Annotated in this window: 18 protein-coding genes; 11 read left to right on the top strand and 7 right to left on the bottom strand. The window is 73.3% G+C overall.

All coding sequences use genetic code 11. The features are described from left to right. Positions 1–139 precede the first annotated feature (139 nt). The 7 genes from ACWD4P_RS31985 to ACWD4P_RS31955 all read left to right on the top strand — a co-directional run bounded on the left by ACWD4P_RS31985 (position 140) and on the right by ACWD4P_RS31955 (position 7115). A complete protein-coding gene (locus ACWD4P_RS31985) occupies positions 140–1021 on the top strand; it encodes a 3-hydroxyacyl-CoA dehydrogenase family protein (protein WP_449782052.1) in 882 nt (293 codons plus the stop codon). 141 nt (positions 1022–1162) lie between these two features. Beyond that, on the top strand, positions 1163–2011 hold the full coding sequence (locus ACWD4P_RS31980) for a hypothetical protein (RefSeq protein ID WP_449782051.1): 849 nt from the start codon (positions 1163–1165) through the stop codon (positions 2009–2011). Between the two features lie 87 nt (positions 2012–2098). After that, the gene (locus tag ACWD4P_RS31975) at positions 2099–2704 is read left to right on the top strand and encodes a TetR/AcrR family transcriptional regulator (RefSeq protein WP_449782050.1); all 606 of its coding nucleotides are present in this window, start codon (positions 2099–2101) and stop codon (positions 2702–2704) included. 88 nt (positions 2705–2792) lie between these two features. After that, positions 2793–4109, top strand: coding sequence for a GNAT family N-acetyltransferase (locus tag ACWD4P_RS31970; RefSeq protein WP_449782049.1), 1317 nt, complete (start codon positions 2793–2795; stop codon positions 4107–4109). A gap of 211 nt (positions 4110–4320) precedes the next feature. After that, the gene (thrS, locus tag ACWD4P_RS31965) at positions 4321–5658 is read left to right on the top strand and encodes a threonine--tRNA ligase (RefSeq protein WP_449782048.1); all 1338 of its coding nucleotides are present in this window, start codon (positions 4321–4323) and stop codon (positions 5656–5658) included. A 156-nt stretch (positions 5659–5814) separates the two neighbouring features. Further along, on the top strand, positions 5815–6099 hold the full coding sequence (locus tag ACWD4P_RS31960) for a hypothetical protein (RefSeq protein WP_449782047.1): 285 nt from the start codon (positions 5815–5817) through the stop codon (positions 6097–6099). Between the two features lie 146 nt (positions 6100–6245). Then, positions 6246–7115 (top strand): ATP-grasp domain-containing protein, encoded by an 870-nt coding sequence (locus tag ACWD4P_RS31955; RefSeq protein ID WP_359828693.1) that lies wholly within the window; start codon positions 6246–6248, stop codon positions 7113–7115. 44 nt (positions 7116–7159) lie between these two features. Here ACWD4P_RS31955 and ACWD4P_RS31950 read toward each other — a convergent pair whose 3' ends face one another. Further along, positions 7160–7627 carry a VOC family protein gene (locus ACWD4P_RS31950; RefSeq protein ID WP_449782046.1) on the bottom strand — a complete coding sequence of 156 codons (468 nt, stop codon included), beginning with the start codon at positions 7625–7627 and terminating at the stop codon, positions 7160–7162. A 115-nt stretch (positions 7628–7742) separates the two neighbouring features. On the opposite strand from ACWD4P_RS31950, the gene ACWD4P_RS31945 reads away from it, so the two are divergent. Beyond that, the gene (locus ACWD4P_RS31945) at positions 7743–8219 is read left to right on the top strand and encodes a MarR family winged helix-turn-helix transcriptional regulator (protein WP_449782045.1); all 477 of its coding nucleotides are present in this window, start codon (positions 7743–7745) and stop codon (positions 8217–8219) included. A 38-nt stretch (positions 8220–8257) separates the two neighbouring features. On the opposite strand, the gene ACWD4P_RS31940 is transcribed toward ACWD4P_RS31945, so the two are convergent. Further along, complete coding sequence (locus ACWD4P_RS31940; protein WP_449782044.1) at positions 8258–8884, bottom strand: C40 family peptidase; 627 nt, start codon at positions 8882–8884, stop codon at positions 8258–8260. 227 nt (positions 8885–9111) lie between these two features. Here ACWD4P_RS31940 and ACWD4P_RS31935 point away from each other — a divergent pair, with 227 nt between their 5' ends. Together ACWD4P_RS31935 and ACWD4P_RS31930 are read left to right on the top strand one after the other, a co-directional pair. Next, entirely contained in the window at positions 9112–9519 is a 408-nt protein-coding gene (locus tag ACWD4P_RS31935) for a RidA family protein (protein WP_449782058.1), read from the top strand. A 145-nt stretch (positions 9520–9664) separates the two neighbouring features. Beyond that, entirely contained in the window at positions 9665–9847 is a 183-nt protein-coding gene (locus ACWD4P_RS31930; protein ID WP_359828686.1) for a hypothetical protein, read from the top strand. Positions 9848–9922: 75 nt separating this feature from the next. On the opposite strand, the gene ACWD4P_RS31925 is transcribed toward ACWD4P_RS31930, so the two are convergent. The 5 genes from ACWD4P_RS31925 to ACWD4P_RS31905 all read right to left on the bottom strand — a co-directional run bounded on the left by ACWD4P_RS31925 (position 9923) and on the right by ACWD4P_RS31905 (position 18534). Next, positions 9923–10555 (bottom strand): peptidase inhibitor family I36 protein, encoded by a 633-nt coding sequence (locus ACWD4P_RS31925; RefSeq protein ID WP_359828685.1) that lies wholly within the window; start codon positions 10553–10555, stop codon positions 9923–9925. Between the two features lie 160 nt (positions 10556–10715). After that, entirely contained in the window at positions 10716–11579 is an 864-nt protein-coding gene (locus tag ACWD4P_RS31920) for a DUF4389 domain-containing protein (protein ID WP_359828683.1), read from the bottom strand. Positions 11580–11746: 167 nt separating this feature from the next. Further along, the gene (locus tag ACWD4P_RS31915) at positions 11747–11947 is read right to left on the bottom strand and encodes a hypothetical protein (RefSeq protein ID WP_449782043.1); all 201 of its coding nucleotides are present in this window, start codon (positions 11945–11947) and stop codon (positions 11747–11749) included. A gap of 187 nt (positions 11948–12134) precedes the next feature. Next, positions 12135–14414 (bottom strand): DUF7927 domain-containing protein, encoded by a 2280-nt coding sequence (locus ACWD4P_RS31910; RefSeq protein WP_449782042.1) that lies wholly within the window; start codon positions 14412–14414, stop codon positions 12135–12137. Positions 14415–14757: 343 nt separating this feature from the next. Continuing rightward, positions 14758–18534 carry a DUF7507 domain-containing protein gene (locus tag ACWD4P_RS31905; RefSeq protein WP_449782041.1) on the bottom strand — a complete coding sequence of 1259 codons (3777 nt, stop codon included), beginning with the start codon at positions 18532–18534 and terminating at the stop codon, positions 14758–14760. A gap of 472 nt (positions 18535–19006) precedes the next feature. Here ACWD4P_RS31905 and ACWD4P_RS31900 point away from each other — a divergent pair. Continuing rightward, a partial coding sequence (locus tag ACWD4P_RS31900; protein WP_449782040.1) for a hypothetical protein occupies positions 19007–19572 on the top strand: 566 nt, incomplete at its 3' end.

Raw genomic sequence — 19572 nt, 5'->3', positions numbered from 1 at the left:
GATACCATGTGTATCGGATACACCATGCATCCGATTGGGCTGTGGTGCAACCGCGCCGAAACCCTGTACGGACGCCCCGTACGGGAGGCCCGCGCGGCACGGCCCCTCGGAACGCGGCACAACCAAGGAAGTGACCTCGATGCCGTTCACCGTCCCCAACCCCGCCGGCCGCCCCGTCGCCGTCGTCGGAGCCGGCACCCTCGGGCGCCGCATCGCCCTGATGTTCGCCACCGGCGGCGGGGAGGTCCGGATCTACGACCCCTCGGCCGAGCAGCTCGCGGCCGCCCGCGCGTACGTCGAGGAGCAACTGCCCGCCGTCGCCGCCGCGGTGGGCGGGGGAGAGCCGGGCACCGTCGCCGTCGGCGACGACCTCGCCGAGGTGCTGCGCGGCGCCTGGCTGGTGATCGAGGCGGTGCCCGAGCGCCCGGAGCTCAAGCAGCGGGTCTTCGCCGACCTCGACCGCACCGCCGATCCGGACGCGATCCTCGGCAGCAACTCCTCGTCCTACCCGACCAGCCGCTTCGTCGACTGCGTGCGGGAGCCCGAGCGCCTGGTCAACATCCACTTCTACATGCCGCCCACCCAGAACGCGGTGGACGTGATGTCCAGCGGGCGCACCGACCGGGCCGTCATCGACCTGCTGCTGGCCGAACTGCCGCGCCACGGGGTGTTCCCGTTCGAGGCGCGCAAGGAGAGCACCGGCTTCATCTTCAACCGCGTCTGGGCGGCCATCAAGCGCGAGTCGCTCGCCGTGGTCGCCGAGGGCGTCGCCACGGCCGAGGAGGTGGACGCCATGTGGTCCGTCAACACCGGCCTGCGCGGCGGCCCGTTCCGCGCGATGGACCAGGTCGGCCTGGACGTCGTGCTCGACATCGAGGAGCACTACGCCGCCGAGCGCCCGGGCCTGCCCACCGGCCCGCGCGAGCTGCTGGAGGAGTACGTCCGGGCCGGCCGGCTCGGCGTCAAGACCGGGCGGGGCTTCTACGACTACGGCACGGGCGGGGGCACGGCCGCGGCCTGAGACGGCGTCGGCGGGCGCGGGCGCGGGGGCGGGCCGGGGGACCGAGCCGGGTGGCGGGTGGCGGGCGGCGGGCGGCGGGTGGCTGGGAGCGGGTCCGGAAAACCGGTGGCACCCGCTCCCACCTGCGGTGAGAATGCACCGGTGATCCCCTCGCCGCTGTCTCCCGTCCAGGACCCCCGCGCGTGGTCGGTCGCCCCCGACTACCCGGGCATGCGGGACCTGGTCGCCGGGCTTGAGGTGCCGGCCGGAGCCGCGAGGGGCGTCATGAGCGCCCTGGAGACCTCCCGGGAGCTCATCCGGCACTCCTACTTCCGGTACGAGTTCGCCACCGCCGCCGTCACCCACGCGCTGCTCGCCCTGGAACAGGTCCTCGTGGCACGGCTGTCCGTCGAGGAGCCGCTCCGGGAGCTGATCGGGCGGGCCACCGCCGAAGGGCTCCTCGGGGCGGAGCCCGCCGCCGCACTCGACGACAGCCTGTGGCTGCGCGACGCGCTCGCCCGGGGCACGGTGGCGAGCGACACGGTGTACCCGAGCCGGGCCGTCGAGCTGGTGCGCGCCGTCTTCGACGCCGTGTCCGCGCTCCTTCCGGCCGTGACGGCGGGTGCGGCGGATGCGACGGCGGGTACGGCGGCGACGGAGCGGGCCGGAGCGGCTGAGCCGGCCCGCGGAACCGCGGACGGGGAACCGCTCCCGGACCGGCTGACCGGGCTCTGGGAGGAACACCAGAGGGCCCCGTTCCCCAGGAGCTTCGTCATGGTGGAGATCGCGGGGGTGGACCTGACCGGCCTGGACGACGCCGTCGGCAGCGCCGTGTACCGGGAGTGGGGCGGCGAGTTCGACAGCCGCAGCATCTCCGACCTCTGGTACCGCATCGCCGACCTCGACAAGGTCGTGCCGCTGATCGAGGAGCAGTACTGCCGCGAGTACTTCGCCAGGCTCCGGACACTGGCCGGGCTGGTGGCGGCCCGCCACCTGCCGCCCGCGACCTGAGCGCCGTCCCCTCGCCCGCCCGTAGACTGGGCCGCGCCGCCCCGGCGGCACCGTCGAGCGAAGAACGAGAGCCGAGGACCGCAGTTCGTGCCCAAGTCACCCACGAAGCGGCGCCCGCTGACCGTCGCCGCCCTGAACGACAGCGCCCTCGCCCTGTTCGTCGAACACGGCTTCCACGCCACCTCGATCCGTGACATCGTCGCCCGCGCCGGGCTGACCCGCGGCGCGTTCTACTCCAACTACCAGGACAAGGAAGAGCTCTTCCTCGCCCTCTACGACCAGCAGATCGACAAGCTGCTCGACGACCTGCGGGCCGCCTTCGCGGACACCGGGCCCGGGCCGGACCTCCCGTCCCGGCTGCTGCGGGAACTGGCCGACCGGCGGCGGGAGGACGAGGGCTGGTTCCTGCTCTCGATGGAGTTCACCCTGCACGCGGCCCGGCACCCGGAGGTCGCCCGGAGCCTGGCCGAGCACGAGGCCCGGCTGGTCGACGGGCTGATGGAGCTCATCGAGCAGACGCCGGAGCACACCTCGCGGGTCCGCCCGCGCGACCTCGCCCGCCTGCTGGTCATCCTGCACGAGGGCGCCACCGCGATGCGGCTCACCGAGGAGGCGCGGGGCGAGCTCGCCGAGTTCCCGGAGGAACTCCTCCACCAGGTGGTGGACGGGCTGTTCCACGCCGGTGCCCGCTGAACGGGCCGCGCACGGGGTACGGAACCCCGCGCGGTGACCCGGGTGGGTACGGTCGTCCCACACGCATCATCGGAGAGGGGAGCGGGCTATGTCGGGAGCCGAAGAGGACTCGGAGACGGTGCTGACCACCGAACGGCTGGTGGTGCGGCAGTGGACCATGTCCACGGCCGATCAGGAGCGCGCCCTCGACATCTACTCCCGCTGGGAGGTCGCCCGGTGGCTCGGCCGGGAACCGCGTGCGCTGACCGGGCCCGAGGAGGCCCGGGCCTTCATCGAGCGCTCGCGGAAGCGGTCCGTCGACCCGCGCTACGGTGCCTGGGCGATCGAACGGCGGGACACCGGCGTGGTCGCGGGCACGGTCCTGCTGGTGCCGCTGCCGGACGGGGACGGGGAGATCGAGGTCGGCTGGCACCTCCACCCCGACAGTTGGGGCCAGGGCATCGCCACCGAGGCCGCCAGGGCCGTCCTGGCCAAGGGCTTCGCCGACGGCCTGACCGAGATCCGGGCCGTCCTGGCTCCGGACAACGCCCGGTCGGCGGCGGTCTGCCGGCGCCTGGGGATGGCCGGCACCGGGCTGACCGACCGGTGGTACGGCCGGGAACTGGCGGAGTTCCGCATCGACCGGGACGGTGCGGACGCGACGGAGGCGGTGGACGCCGCGGGCGCGGGGAGCGTGGCCGATGTGACCCTCAACCTCTGGCGCCGCCCGCTCGGCGAGGTGCCGGCCGAGGTCTGGGACCGCACCGAGCTGACCGTGCTCATCCTCGCCGAGACCGGGATCTGCGAACTCCCTCCCCGCATCGGCCGGTTGACCGGGCTGCGGACCCTCGACCTGGGGCACAACCGGCTCGCCGCGCTGCCCGTCGAGCTCTTCGGCCTCACCGGACTCGGGGACTTCCTCTACCTGCACGACAACGAGCTGACCTCCCTGCCCGAGGAGCTCGGGCGGCTCACCGCGCTGCGCTACCTCAACGTGGGCGAGAACCGGCTCGCCGAACTCCCTTCCGCCGTCGGCCGGTTGGCCTCGCTGGTCGAGCTGCGCGCGCAGCACAACCGGCTCACCGTCCTGCCGGAGTCGATCGGCGGGCTCGGCGAGCTGCGCGAACTCTGGTTGCGCGGGAACGAGTTGACCGTCCTGCCGGACTCGGTCGGCCGGCTCGCCGAACTGCGCGAGCTGGAACTCCGGGAGAACGCCCTCACCGAACTGCCCGCCGCGCTCGCCGGGCTTCCCCGGCTGCGCCGACTCGACCTGCGCGGCAACCGGATCACCGAACTGCCCGAGTGGCTGGCCGATCCGGGCGCGCTGCCCGCGCTGGAGAAGCTGGACCTGCGGTGGAACGAGGTGCGGCCCTCGGCCCGGCTGCTGGCGGCACTGGCCGCGCGAGGCTGCGTCACGCTGTTCTGAACCCGGCGGACGGGCCCCGGAAAAGGATCGGCGACCGCCGGTCCGCAACTGCTACCGTGGAGGCATGAAGCGCGCTGCACTCGCCACGACGACGCCGGAGAGAGTCCCGGCGCGCTGACTGCTGACCTAGTCCGAAGCCCCGGGGCGAGTGCCCCGGGGCTTCGCCGTTCCCGGACCCACTCGCCCACAGACCCGAGTGGAGACCGCCCTCATGCACGACCACCAGCCGCACGACCAGTCCTCGCCCACCCCGGCAGCCCATGCCCACCCGGCGCACGACCACCGCAGGCTCGGCCGCGAACTCGACCTGTTCGACACCGACCCGCTGATGGGCTCCGGCCTGCCGTACTGGCTCCCCGACGGCGCCGCGATCCGGCACTCCCTGGAGGAGTTCATCCGCGGCCGCGAGCGCCGGGCCGGCTACCGCCACGTCTACTCCCCGGTGCTCGGCAAGCGCGAGCTGTACGAGATCTCCGGCCACTGGGCGCACTACCGGGAGGACATGTTCCCGCCCATGGAGCTGGGCTCCGAGGAGATGGTGCTGCGCCCCAGTCTCTGTCCGCACCACGCGCTGATCTACCGCTCACGCTCCCACAGCTACCGGGAACTGCCGCTGCGCATGGCCGAGTTGGGCGGCATGTACCGTTCCGAGCTGTCCGGGGTGCTGGGTGGGCTGACCAGGGTCCGGGCGATCCAGCTGAACGACGCCCACATCTTCTGCACCCCGGAGCAAGCGGCCGACGAGGCCGTCGCCGCACTGGAGTCGATCCGCGACGCGCACCGGGCGCTCGGCGTCGTCCCCGTCCGCTACCGCCTCTCGCTGCCCGGCTCGGGCGGCAAGTACGTGGCGGATCCGGCACTCTGGGAGCGCGCGGTCGCCCTGCTCACCGAGGTGCTGGAGCGTTCCGGCGTGCCGTTCGAGGCGGCGGAGGGCGAGGCGGCGTTCTACGGGCCCAAGATCGACGTGCAGATCGCCGACGGCGCCGGGCGCGAGTTCACCCTCTCCACCGTGCAGATCGACTTCCACCAGCCGGAGCGGTTCGACCTGCGGTACGTCGGCGCGGACGGTGCCAAGCACCGGCCGGTGATGGTGCACCGCAGCGTGATCGGCAGCGTCGAGCGCGTGGTCGCCCACCTGATCGAGCTGTACGGCGGCGCGTTCCCGGCCTGGCTCGCGCCCGTCCAGGTCGTGCTGCTGCCCGTCTCCGCGGCCGAACTGCCGCAGGCCGAGCGGTTCCGGCAGCGCTGCCTGGACCTCGGACTGCGCGCCGAGGTCGCGGGCCCCGAGCACGGCAGCCTCGGGGCCCGGATCCGCGAGGCCCGGCTGGCGCCGTACCAGGCGGTGATCGGGGCGAGGGAGGCGGTGGACGACCGGGTCGCGCTGCGGCTGCGGGACGGCCGCCGGCTGGAGCCGCTGCCCGCCGAGGAGGCCTGGGCGCGGATCGGCGAGCGGGTGGCGGCCTGCGCCGCGGAACTGTGGGCGCGGGACGACGCGGAGCGCGGCGGGGAGGGCGGCGTGCGGAGCGGTGCGGAGGGCGCGGGGGACTGAACCGGCGGCGGGCCGCGTCGCCGCCGCGCCGTGGCGTACGTACGACTAGTGCGGTGCGCGGTGTGTCGGCCGGGCCGTGGATGGCGGCCGCCCGTCGAATGGGCCGGGCGGCCGCCATCCACGGCCCGCCGTCCCCACCCGTACGGAGGTACCCCGATGCGCATCCCACGCGGTCTCGCCGCTCCCGTTCTGGCGTGCTCCCTCGCCCTGGCCGGGGCGGTAACCGCCACCCCGGCCGGATCGGCCGAGCTCCGCCCGCTGCCCCTCCCCGCCGTCCAGTACTGCGCCGCGGTGCTCGGGCACGTCCCGGGGGCGGGTGCCGCTTCGCAGGATCTCGGGCGGGCCTGTGCGTCGGACTACCGGGCCGAGCAACTGGCGGAGGCCCTCCGTGACTTCGGGGATTCCAGGCCGGCCGACGGGTTCTCGGAGCCGATGGAGTAGACGGGACGGGCGGCCTGTCGAACGGCCGCGCCGCACGCCTCCGGCGGCCGTGCGGCGCGGGCCGGCCGTCGGACGTGCGGTTTCCCCGGTGTACGGGCCGAGGTGAGCGGCGGGAGAGGTGCATGGGCGTTGCCAGGATCGCGGTCGTGACCAGTGATGCCGGCGTCGAGGACGACATCGACCTCCCGGTGATCGTGGAGGCCCTGCGTGCCGCCGGGCTGTCCGCGGAGCCGGTGGTGTGGGACGCGGCCCGGGCCCGTTGGGAACGGTTCGATCTGGCGGTCATCCGGTCGACCTGGGACTACGTGGAACGGATCGACGAGTTCCTGGCCTGGGCCGAGAGCACGGCGGGCGTCACCGGGCTGTGGAACCCCGCGCCCGTGGTCCGCTGGAACAGCGACAAGCACTACCTGACGGAACTCGCGCGGCACGGGGTCGCCGTCGCGCCGACCCGGTTCCTCGAGCCGGGGATGCGGCCGCGGCTCTCCCCGGCGGACTTCGGCGCGGCGGACGGCGTGGTGGTCAAGCCCGCGGTGTCCGCGGGCGCGTTGGACACGGCGCGTTACGAGCCCGGTCGGCACGCGGACGCCGCCCGTCATGCCCGGATGCTGCTGGACCAGGGCCGCAGCGTGATGGTCCAGTCGTATCTGCCCCGGGTGGCGGAGGGGGAGCGTGCTCTGGTCTTCTTCGCCGGCGCCTTCAGCCACGCGATCCGCAAGGACGCCCTGCTGACGGAGCCCGGCGTGATCGACAACGACCGGGTGCCGCATCTCGGCGTGGCGCCGTACCGGCCGACCGAGGCGGAGATCCGTACCGCGTCGGCGGCGCTGGCGGCGGTCCCGTCGCCGCGGGCCCCGCTGTTCGCCCGGGTGGACCTGGTGCTGAACAACGCCGGGGAGCCGGTGGTCCTGGAGGTGGAGCTCATCGAACCGAACCTGTTCCTGGACACCGACCCGGAAGGGCTGGGACGTTTCGTCCGGGCCGTGGCGGCACGAGCCGGTGAGCCACGATGCTGAGGACGCGCCGTCAGCCGTGAGGTGTCGGCCTCGGACGCGCGCTCTCAGTAGGACTGGAGCTCGACCAGGCGGCCGTCCGGGTCGCGCAGATGGGCATTGCGCAGCGTGGTGCCCCATTCCGGGCGGTCCGTCGGTGGCGTGACCGGGGTGCCGCCGTGGCGCAGGCAGAGGTCGAGGGCGGTGTCCACGTCGTCCACCCGGAGGACCGGCATCGCCGAGTCCGGTGCGGGGGAGGCGAGTTGAGCGGGAGGCTCGGCGGCCGGTTCTGTGCTGCCATGGGAGGCGGTGTCGGGGGTGGCGGTGTCGACGGAAGCGGTGTCGAGGGTGGCGGCCATCGCGGCGCGGTCGAAGAGTGCCAGGAGGGTCCGGTCGGCGAGGTCCCAGCTGGCGTAGGGCCCCTCGGGGGAGCCCTTGGCGAGGGTGGCGCCGGTGAGCGGGGGGAGGACGGCGCGGTAGAAGCCGAAGCACTCCGCGAAGCGGGTGACGAGCAGGCGGGGGTACAGGTCGTTCACGGGCGCACTCCTGGCAGGGGCGGTCGGCCGGCGAATTGATGGGTCTAAACCTTCTATAGGTTGGAACCCACTATGGGTCAGCACCCACTATAGGGAGGGAACCTAGACTGCCGCCATGGTCTCCGAGAACCCGCCGCCCACAGCCGAGCTCCCCCCGACCCTGCTGGACCTCAGCACCTATCTGCTCTCCCGGGTCGGCAAAACGGCGCGCGGCCGGTTCGCCGAGCGGCTGGCCGAACGCGGCCTGCGGCTCTGGGACATGGCAGTGCTCGCCGCGCTCGCCGACTTCGGCCCGCAGCCCCAGCGGGACCTGGTACGGCGGCTGGCCATCGACCCGAGCGACCTGGCGAAGGTCGCCGACCAGCTCGCCGCCGCGGGGTACGTCCAGCGCGCCAGGGACCAGGAGGACCGGCGGCGGGTCTCGGTCTCCGTCACCGACGCCGGGCGGGCGCTGCTCGCCGAGCTGGAGTCGCAGGCGCGGGCGGTGCAGGACGAGGTGCTCGCGCCGCTGGACGCGGGGGAGCGGCAGGTGTTGCAGGCGCTGCTGCTGCGGCTGCACCACGGGACGGGGGAGTGGCGCCGCGGCCTGTGAGCCGACCCGCCAGCCGTGGGCGGTCGGGCCGGTCGGCCTCAGGCGGCGGGCTGTCCGGGGCGGCGGGCGCCGGCGAACTCGCCTGCCCAGCGCGGGATGTCGAGCACGTTCTCGACCAGGGCGACCAGGGTGCCGGTCCGCTCGGCGTGGATCATCGCGCCCTCGCCGACGTGGATCCCGACGTGGTGCAGGGGGGCGTCGGGGCGGGAGAAGAACAGCAGGTCGCCCGGGGCGAGCGCGTCCCGCTCCACCGGGGCGCTGAGGTTGAACTGGGCGCCGGTGTAGTGCCCGAGCTCCACCGTGCCGTGGCTGGCCCGGTACCAGCAGTAGAGCGACAGGCCGCTGCAGTCGAAGCCGACCGTCTTCTCGCCCATGCAGACGCCGTCCAGCCAGCCGTTCTGCTCGTCGCAGAAGCCGAGGCTCGCGCCCAGCCGGTCGCCGCCGCCCCAGGCGTACGGCACGCCGAGCTGGCTCGCCGCCACGGCGGCGACCCGGCGGCCCAGCGCGTCGGCCGGCAGCGACCGGACCGTCCCGGACGGGGCGTCCGACGCCGCCTGGGCGGCCGGGCCGAGTGCGGGGACGAGGCCCGCCCCGAGGGCGAGGCCGAGCATGCGGCGCCGGCGGACTCCGGAGGCCTGGTCGAGGGCGGACGGCTGGGGCTCCATGGCAGTGCCTCCCGGCGCTTGGAGGTGATGGGGCGCCCGGGGCGTGGCCCCCGGGCGCAGACACCAGGATTCCGCGCCGTCGGGCCGGTTGGCCATCACCCGCAACGGTGATTCGCGAACGCTCGGGCCCGGAAACGGAAGGGGGTTGGCCGGTAAATGGTTTGACGGTCGGTCAAGAGAGTCCAACGATGGGCGCGAACGTTCGGTCGGGAGAGTCGGAGGACGACATGGGCAACGCCGTCAAGCTGATCCGCAGCACACGGCTGACCAGCGCGGTGGAATACGCCTACGCGGCGGAGGTGGACGCCCCGGCCCGCTCGCTCTGGCTGGCCGGCGCCTGCCCGCTGGACGAGGAGGGCCGGACGGTCGCCGTCGGCGACTACGAGGGCCAGACCCACCAGGTGATGCGGAACCTGATCGCCGTGCTGGAGGAGTCGGGCGCAGCCCTCACGGACATAGCCCGGACGACCGTCTACGTGGCCTCCGGGGACCAGGCGGACCTGGTGAAGGCGTGGAACGTCTACCGCGCCTACATGGGGGAGCACGATGCCCCGAGTACCCTGCTCGGCGTCTCGGTGCTCGGATACCACGACCAGCTGGTGGAGGTGGAGGCCGTGGCCGTGCTGCCTTCCTGACCGGAACCGACCCCGACCGGGTCCGCCCCGACCCGGCCACCCCGGGAGGGGCCGCCGGGTCCGGCGTCAACTCCGCTTGACGGGTAGCTGGCTCACCGGGCCGTGGCTGCAAGGAAGTTGACCGGCCCGCCCCTACCCTTGGGCCATGAAGCAGCACATCGTCACGCTGGTCCTCGGCGGCCTCCTGCTCGGCATCGTCGCGTTCGGTGCCGGCTGGTACGCGGCGGACTCCCGGCAGACGGCTCCGGCGCCGACCTACATCACGGTCACGCCGGAGCCGGCTGCCACCGGCGCGGTCTCGCCTCCCGCCTCGGCCGGCGGCAGGTAGTGCGGGCGGTGGCACCGGCCGCGGTGCGACGCTCGGCGGGGCGACCGGTGGCGCGCTCGGCGGTGTGGGTGGTGGCTACTGCCTGACCGCCCAGAACCGGTCGGCCATGTTGTCGTACGCGACCGACGCGGACAGTGCCACCGGCGGTTCCTTCCAGAGCATCTGCCACTGGCCGTCGCCCGGGTCGTTGTCCACGATCACCTCCAGTCCGCGCGCCGTGTTGACCCAGCTGCTCGCCTGGTCGCGGAAGCCGTAGTCGGTGAAGTACACGGCGGCGTCCTCGTGGAAGTAGTTGAACTGCAGTCGCCGGCCGGCCCAGTTCCTGTCGGCGTAGAAGCAGTAGTAGGACGGCTCGCTCGCCGGCGTCGGGCAGTTCTTCCAGTCCGGGCCCCGGGGCGCGCGACGGCTGTGGTCGCCGCTCCACGGCGGTGCCTGCGCCTGCCCGGGCAAGGGGAGCACCACCACCGCTCCGTCCGGGTAGGTGACCTCGTTGGCGGCGGTCTGCCGGCCGCCCCTGCCCGTGGCGAGCTGGGAGTCCACCGCCTGTTGGAGCGCGTCGCGGTCGCCGTCGCTCAGGGCGGTGATGATGGCTCTCCGGTCCCCGGCAGGGCTGTGCGCGGAGGCGGCCTGCACCCCGAGGGGAGCGGCCAGGAGCACGAGCGCCCCGGCGGTACGAGCGAGGAGTCGGCGGACTCGTGAGTGCGTCATATGCCAAACGTAGCCGCGCACATACCGCCGGTAACCTCGCTTTCTCGATCAGACGGCGTGCACGGGAGGGCGGTGCGCCGCCGCGTGTGCGCCCCCTGATCGGGCGAACCCACGAGCCGGGGTGCGCCCGCCGCGTCAACCGCGTCAACCGCAATCCAGGCTATGAGAGGCCGAACGGACCCCGGGGCCCGGGCTCGGGGACGACGGGGCCCGGTACGAGGGGCGCGACGACGCGCTCGGCCGGGTTGGTGCCGTCGTCGACGTTGTTGGTGCCGTCATTGTCGTCGTCCGAGTTCACCGAGGCGGTGATCGAACTCGTCGCCGAGGAGACCAGGCCGAGGAGCAGGAAGAGCACGACCAGACCGCGCCCGCCACCGCTCAGGACCAGCGGCCGGGTGGCCGAGGCCGGTCCGGTCGGCTCGCTGTCGAGCTCGTCGCCGAACAGCCGCTTGGGGTAGGCGGACGAGATCATCGTCAGGTAGGCGTAGTAGCGCACCCGGTAGCGCACGATCGCGGCCGTCGCCTCGAACAGCGGCTGCGGCATCCGGCCGAGAACGAGCACCACCAGCCAGAGGATGAACGACACCGCCCACCAGCCCGCGAACACCAGGCCCTGCACGATCGAGGCCGGGATGACGAGGATGATGCGGAACAGCACGGCGAGCCGGTTCAGCTCTCCCGGACGCAGCCCGACCCGCACCGGGTACTCGGGGGTCTCGAACCGGAACGGCGGATAGCGGTCCACGAGGAGCATCAGGTACGCGGTCACACGGGTGTCGTACGGGAGGAACGCGGTCAGGTACGCCGCCGCGAACTCGGGCAGGCGGCCGAGCACCAGGGCACCGAACCAGCCGATGACGGTGACGAAGAACGCCACCACCGACAGCACCCACACCACCACGAACTGGGGGATCAGCAGCAGCGCGCGCAGCAGCACCGTCCAACGGCTCTGGGGGCCGGGCGCCGGCACGTCCAGCACCGGGAGCCACTCACGGCTGACGGGGGCGGGGGGAGCCTGCCACATCCGGGCCTCCACGGTCTCGGGACGACGGAACCCGGCGGGTCGGGCGCGGCCGGATGTCCTCCGAAGATCGCAGGACTCCGGCCGTCCCGCGCGCCGCGCTGCGCCGGACGGGGCAGCGCGGCCGACGCGGAGGGGCCGGTCGGCCCGTGGCCGTACGCGCGGCGCGGTCAGGTGATCTTCGCGCAGAGCGGCTCGGCGGAGCCGTGCCCGATGGTCAGCGTCTTGAAGCCGGTGGGGCCGATGTCGATCGTGTGGACGCCGTCGACGGTGTACAGGTCGCGGGGCAGGTTGCCGGCGTCCGCGCCGACGCCCAGCAGGATCGGGCCGCGGGCGCGCCAGGTCTGCGAGCCGTCGGGACGGTAGTCCACGACGGACCGGCCGCCGGCGTCCGCGTCGTACGAGGCTCCGGTCGCGGTGTCGGTGAGCCGCAGGACGAGCGCGCCCCGGAACGCGGCGCGCCGTAGGGTGGTGCCGTCGGGCGCGCCCTGGGCACGGCTCGAGGGCGGCCGCCGGTGGGTCCGGTGGCCGCCCTCTCAACGGGGTCGGGACGGGGTGTCAGTGCCGGTGGCGGCGACGGCGGGAGGCCGCCAGGAGGAGCACGCCGCCGATGCCGACGAGTACGGCGATGCCGCCGATCAGCGCCACCTGGCTGCCCGTGTCGGCGAGGCCGCCACGGTCCGGCCGACCGGCCCCGTCGCCGGCCACCGGGTCGGGGCCGTGGCTGCTGCTCCCGCCCGACGGGGAGGTGGGCCCGCCGGTCGGTTCAGGGGACGGGGAGGACGTCGCGGACGGGGACGCCGTCGGGGACGCAGAGGACGCGGTCACCGTCACCGTGGCCGTGCACTCCCCTGCCGTCGAGCCGGTCGGGCAGTTGCCGCCGGTCCGGTCGGACACGACGGTGTTGCGCATCGTGTGGTCACCGGCGGCGGGCTCCCTCACCGTGACGGTGTAGGTGAGCCGGGCGTTGCCGCCGGCCGGCAGGTCGCCGGTCCAGGAGAGCACGGGTTGTGCGTAGGAGGGCGTTCCGGTGGTGGCGGTGGCGTCGTCGTTGTACGTGGCGTCGTCGAGGACGGCGCTCAGGTCGTCGGTGACGGTGAGTCCGGTGAGCGGCGCGTTCCCGGTGTTGGTGATGTCCACCTGGTACTTCACTGTGTCACCGGGCAGGGCCTGGGCCTTGTCGGCGCTCTTGGCGAGCCGGTAACCGGCGTGCTCGGAAACGGTGTTGCGCACCGTGTTGCTGGCGCGCTGCTGTTCGCGGCCGGTCTGGGCGCCGCGGTAGGCGAGCGTCGAGGTGTTGTCGAGCTTGGTGCCCGGCGCGAGTCCGGTGTCGACCCGGGCCCGGAAGGAGACGGTGGTCTCGGCTCCCGGCGCGAGGTCGGCGGCGGTGCAGGTGACCTTCCGTCCGGAGGCGGTGCAGCCGGGGCCGGAGCCGTCGATGTAGGCGGTGCCGGCGGGCAGCACGTCGGTCAGGGTGACGCCGGTGGCGGTGTCGAGGTCGGCGGTGGTGCCGTCCTCGTGCCGGTTGGCGAGGGTGAAGGTGTAGGTGATCTCGGCACCGGGGTCGACGAGGCCGGGCGGGCTGTTCGTGGTGGTGCCGGCCGGCTCGTTGGCCTTGGCGATCCGGAGGTCGGGCTCCAGGGCCTCGACGGCGAGCCAGACCACCTGGGGGTGCAGCGCGTCGCCCTGGCCGGTGACGCGGAGCGCGGCCTGCTTGCTGCCGGCCGGGAGCTTGCCGGTGATGTCGATCATCCGGGCGTCGTAGCCGACGTTGTTGACCGGGTTGGGCCTGCGGTCGGTGAGGTTGGTGCCGGTGCCGTCCGCCGCGACGCGGTCGATGCGGCTGGTGAAGGCGTTGTCGCGGACGGGCCCGGCCGAGGTCGGCATGGGCAGGGCGGTGAGGCTGCCGGAGTCCGGGCCGACTTCCAGGGAGTCCCCGGCGATGGGCGCGTCGCCGTCGCCGACCACGACGCCCATGGTGGCGGCCGGGGCGCGGCCGGCCGGGGTGCGGATGCCGTCGAGGGTCATGGTGATGCTGGGCGTGGGCGGGCGGATGAGCTGGTAGCCGTCCCAGATCTGCAGGTAGCGCAGTGGCTCCTTGGGGTCCTCGTAGGCGACGGCCAGGGACCAGCCGCCCCAGCAGCCGACGTTCTGGCCGCCGAAGTCGGAGGTCGAGGACCGGCCCTGACAGGCCTGGATGTCGGCGACGGTGTACTCGCCGGAGCCGGCGGCACGCACCAGGTCGGTGACGTCCTTGACGCCCGCGTGGGCGGTCAGCGGGGCCGGCGGAGTGCCGCCGGTCCTCTGGTCGAACCAGTCGTAGGTGTCGGCGGTGAGCCGCTGGTAGCCGGTGGCGCCGGGAACCTTGAGCTCGACCTGGTCGGCCTTGGAGGCGTCGCCGGAGGTGGAGGTGAGCGAGGTTCCGACCGGGTTCGACTGCCAGTAGAGCCGGGCGTTGAGCACCTTGGCGCCCGGCGGGATGGTCAGGGTGGCCGCGGAGGCGGTGTTGCCGGGGGCCTTGGGGTCGGTCTTGACCCAGTTGACCCGGTTGTTGTTGTAAGCGTTGTCGTCGCACGGACTGTCGTCGGGGTCGCAGGCGACCACCGAGTTGGAGGCCATGGTCAGGTTTCCGTGCGTGAGCAGATCGAGCGTCGGCTTCGGGCCGATCGGACGCTCCGTCCCGCCCTGTGCGGCCTTCGCCGGCGGAGCCGCGACGGCGTCCAGGGCGAACGGCACGGTCGAGGCGAGCGCGAGTGCCGAGACGGCGAGAGCGCCGAGGACGGTACGACCGGGCGCGCGCCGGGCCCGGGATTCGGATGTCGGCCGCACCTCGTTCATGACGGATGGTATGCGGTCGCTCAAGGTGGCTCCTGGAAGTGCTTTGAGGGGTTCGGGAGGGTGAGGGGGTGCCCTCCGGGCGGGTTCAGGATGATTAGTCCGAATTCATCCGCCAGGTGTGAATATGTCACATTCTTACCCGTCTGGGTAAATGCAGGGTCCCGGATTCGGGTAGCCCGTCAGGACCGGAGGACCGACCGCTCCGGATCGCCGTGTCCGGTTGATCGTCATTTCCCTTGCCTTTACCTCGACTTTGCCCCTTCCTGACATGGGAACGGGGCGGGGAGCCTGCTGTGCGGCAGGCTCCCCGCCCCGCTACGGAGGGTCGGGCTTCGGCCGGCGGCTACCCCCTGCGGCGGCGTCGGCCGTATCCGGCGAGCAGCACCAGGGCGGTGCCGCCGACGGACAGGGCCACCGCCGGTCCGGCGAGGCCGGTGCCGGCACCGGTCTGGGGCAGCTGTCCGTGCGGGGGCGCGGGCGGCGCCGGTTCGACGTGGACGGTCGCGGTGGACGGGGCGGAGGTCGCCGGGGTGCCGTCGGGGCCGGTGGCCGTGGCGGTGGCGGTGTTGGTGATGCCGCCGGCGGCGGCGTCCGCCGGAGTGACCTGGTAGGTGGCGGTGCACACCACCGTGGCGCCCGGGGCCAGCGACTTCGCCGTGTCCGGGCAGGTGATCGCGGAGATCGTCCCGGTGCCGGTGAAGACGCCCTCGACCGGGTGGACATCGGTCAGCGTCACATTGCCGGTGTTGGTGACGGTGTACGAGAACGTCACCTTGGCGCCCGCCGCGCGGACGGTCGCCGGGTCGGCGCTCTTGGCCACGGTCAGCGCGGGGCGCGAGCCGTGGGGCAGTTGGACGGTGGACGGCGGGCTGGTGACCGGGCCGCCGTGCGGCGGGGTGCCGCCCGCCGTGGCGGTGTTGCGCAGCGAGCCGCGGTCGGCGTCGGCCTGGGTGACGGTGTACGTGGCGGTGCACACGACCTGCGCGCCCGGAGCCAGCGACCGCGCGGCCGCCGGGCAGACCGCCTGCGGGGCACGGCCGGAGCCGGTCCACTCGCCCTCACCGATGGTCACGTCGGTGAGGGTGACGTTGCCGGTGTTGGTGACGGTGAAGGAGTAGGTGATCGTCTCACCGGCCGTGAGGTCGTTCGTGTCCGCCGTCTTCGCGACGGTCAGCGCCGGCGCCGGGGGGATCGAGACCTCGGCGGAGGAGGGCGGCGAGGTGGCGGGTGTGCCTCCGCCGGGCGGGGTGCCGGTGGCGGTGGCCGCGTTGTCGAGCTTCCCGGCGTCGACGTCCGCCTGGGTCACCCGGTAGGTGGCGGTGCACACCACCTTCATGCCCGGGACCAGCGACTTTGCCGTGTCCGGGCAGGTGATCGCGGAGATCGTCCCGGTGCCGGAGAAGGCGCCCTCGACGGGGTGCACGTCGGTGAGGGTGACGTTGCCGGTGTTGGTGACGGTGTAGGCGAACGTGATCGTGTCACCCGCCTGGTGGGCGGTGGCCGGGTCGGCCTTCTTCGCGATGGTCAGCGCGGGGCGGGAATCGTGGGGCAGTTGGACGGTGGACGGCGGGCTGGTGACCGGGGTGCCGCCGCCGGGCGGGGTGGCGGTGGCGGTGGCGGTGTTGCGCAGGGTGCCGCGGTCGGCGTCGGCCTGGGTGACGGTGTAGGTGGCGGTGCAGACGACCTGGGCGCCGGGCGCCAGGGACTTCGCCGCGTCCGGGCAGGTCGCGGTGGGTGCGGGGCCGGAGCCGGTCCACTCGCCCTCGCCGACGGCCACGTTCGTCAGGGTGACGTTGCCGGTGTTGGTGACGGTGAAGTGGTACGTGACGGTCTCGCCGGCGACGAGCTCGGTCTGGTCGGTGGACTTGTCGACGGTGAGGGCCGGCTCGGACTCCGCCGGGACGCTCGCCGATCCGGGCGGGCTGGTGACCGGGGTGCCGCCGCCGGGCGGGGTGCCGGTGGCGGTGGCGGAGTTGTCGAGTTTCCCGGCGTCGACGTCGGCCTGGGTGACGGTGTAGGTGGCGGTGCAGTCCATCCGGGCACCCGGGGCCAGTGCCGCCGCCTGGTCGGGCGGGCAGGTGACGCCGGACAGCGCTCCGGTGCCGGAGAAGGAGCCTTCGGTGACCTTGACGCCGGTCATCGTCACATTGCCGGTGTTGGTGACGTGGAAGGTGTAGGTGAGCGTCTGTCCGGCCTGGCGGTACGTCGCCGGGTCGACGGTCTTGTCCAGCCGCAGTCCGGGCGCGGGGGCGAACGGCACGGTCACCGTGGACGGGTCCGAGGTCGTCTCCTGGCCGGTGGGTGTGCTCCCGGAGGCGACCGCGGTGTTCCGCACCCAGCCGCGGTCGACGTCGGCCTGGGTGACGGTGTAGGTGGCGGTGCAGGTGACCTTCGCGCCCGGCGCCAGCGACTTCGCGGCGTCCGGGCAGGTGACGGTCGGGGCCGGGCCGCTGCCGGTGAAGCCGGTCTCCCGGATGGCCACGCCGGTCATCGTCACGTTGCCGGTGTTGGTGACGTCGAAGGAGTAGTGCAGTACCTCGCCGGCCTTCAGCGCCCCTTCCTCGGCGGCCGCCTTGTGCAGCAGCAGGCCCGGGCGGGCCGGGGCGTCCACGGTCGCCGTCGACTCACCGGAGGTGGGCGTGTTCATCCCGGCCGGCGGGGTGGCGGTCGCGGTCGCGGTGTTCGTGATCTTCCCGGCGTCCACGTCCGCCTGGGTCACCGTGTACGTGGCGGTGCACGTCACCGAGTCCCCCGGTGCCACCGTCCCGGCCGGGCAGGTGATCTGCGGCGCGGTCCCGGTGCCGGAGAACGAGGTCTCGTCGATCCTCACGTCCGTCACCGGGACGTCGCCGGTGTTCGTCACCTTGTAGGTGTACTGCACGGTGTCGCCGGCCTGCCCGACGGTCGTCGGCTCACCGGTCTTCTGCAGCGACAGGGCGGCCGGGCCGGTGATCCGCAGCGGCCAGTCCTCGACCTCGCCGGAGTCGGCCATGCCGGTGGCCGACTCGACCGGGGCCTGGTTGTAGCCGAGCCGGAACCGGCTCCAGGTCGGCCCGGCCTTGACCCCGGCGGGCACCGTCCAGGTGAAGGTGACGCTGGTGGCCCCCGGCGCGACCCGGGCGGTGGCCCGCTGCGCGTCGGTGAAGGTGCCGCCGCCGGTGAAGTCGATCCAGGCGGCGGCGAAGGCGCCGGCGCTCACACCCTGGACGGGAACGGTCAACGAGTAGGCCCGCCCGGCCAGTTCGGAGTTGAGGCCGCCGAAGTCCGGGTTCAGGTCGTTGTCGTCGCCGGACGCGCGGCAGGCCTGGGTGATCGCGGTGCCCGGCACGTCCGGCGTGACGGTCGCGCCGAGCGACAGGTCGCTCACCACGTGGGAGGCGTTGCCGTACGAGGTGGGGGCGTTGGAGCAGTCGTCCTGGACGACCGAGGACAGCGCCCAGGCGTCCCGGCCGTTGGTCGTGGCGTTCGACGCGACGGGCACGTCCTGGGTGACCATGTCGGTCGCGAAGGTCAGGGTCTGCACCACACCCCGGATCTGCAGGCTGCCGCAGCCGGCGCGAAGCGCCGGGTTGGCGTCGGAGCAGTTGGCCCGCGGGGCACTGGCCGCCGGCTTGATTGTCCGGCCCTCCAGCCGCAGGGTGGAACCCGGGCTGACCCCGGCGAGGGTCACCGGCCGGTCCGAGGAGGTCAGGGTGAGCTGGACGGCATCACCGTACGACTGGCCGTTCGCGTTCACGCCCGCGCCCAGGCCCGACACGTTCACGATCGGGTCGCGTACCGGACGGCTGAAGGCGACCGTCACCGTGCCGGTCGGGCAGGTGGAGAAGGCCGGGCAGTTCTGGATCGGCAGCGACTGGACCTTGATCGCGTAGGCCCTGGCGGGGTCCACCTGCGGTTGGTAGTGGGACGGCTGCGGGGATCCGATGCTGCTGAGGGTCAGGCCCTCCTGCACGTCGTTGTTGCCGGTGACGGAACCGCGCGCCGTCAGCCCCGAGGGGAAGGGGATGACCCGGAAGCCGTTCAGCCCCGTCTGCCCGGTGCCCGCGCTGCTGGGCTCTTCGTAGGCGACGGCCGGAACGGCGCCGGCCACCACGGCCAGCGCCGCGGCGAACACGGCCACCGCCCGCGCACCCGCGGACCGGGTTCGTCTGTGTGGCGGATTCGGGCCGGCGGGCCCCCGGGCACGCCGGGCGGACCATCCGGAACGGAAGCGGACGGGCAAGATCACGTGAGTGCACTCCTCGCGAACCCGACGCGCCGCCCGGACAGTGGACGGCGCGCGCACATGTCGACGTCGGGCGCAAAGTACAGCGGTGATCGACTCGTCACGGGTCACCGACCCGGACAGCGGAAGCGGAATCACCTACCTGACGCACACCGGCCGTGACCTGCTACGTATGCGGCGGTCCGGGGCGGGTGACTTCCACAGCGCCGTCGCGTCGGAGATCCGCAGCGATACCGGAGGCCGTCCCGGTCGGCGGTGCACCTGAGCGGTCCGGCCGCCGGACGGGCGTCCGCCGAGAAGGTGATTCACCGCTGGTCGCCCACGTGCCGTCAAGGGGCGAGCGGGCCCGCCGGATGAACTGGCCGGTATGCGAATTCCATTCCGGGTTGGACGGGTCGCCTCCGTTCTGGGCCTGGTGGCCGGCACGCTGCTGAGCAGCAGTGTGCTGGCTCCATCGGCTCAGGCCGCGATCTCCTTCACCAAGAGCGTGGACAAGTCGACCGCCTCCCCGGGGGAGAACGTCACCTTCACCCTGCGCTACACCTGTTCCATCACCGAGTGCACGGGTGGGGAGATCCTCGACACCCTGCCGTCGAACATGCAGTTCCTCGGCTGGACGCCGGACCCGTCGTCGGTGGACGTGGCCGCTTCCACCGTGCCCGCCGCGGGTGCGATGGGCGGGACGATGGACATCAAGCTGCAGAACCTGAGCCCGGGTACCACCGCCACCATCTCGGTGACGATGAAGTACCCGAACTTCTCCACCCCCAACGGCACCGCCTCGACCAACTCGGCGACCATGTCGGCCACCGGCGAGCCCTCGCAGACCGCCACGGCCGGCACCAGGGCGCAGGTGCAGCCGCAGTACACGGTGACCAAGGGCGTGCAGACGTCCAGCAGCGACGGGCGCACCGTCACCTACCAGTTCACCCC

It is taken from the genome of Kitasatospora sp. NPDC002543 (assembly GCF_053594915.1).
The sequence above is the reverse complement of the archived record's forward strand: the minus strand, read 5'-3'. Positions and strand labels throughout refer to the sequence as shown.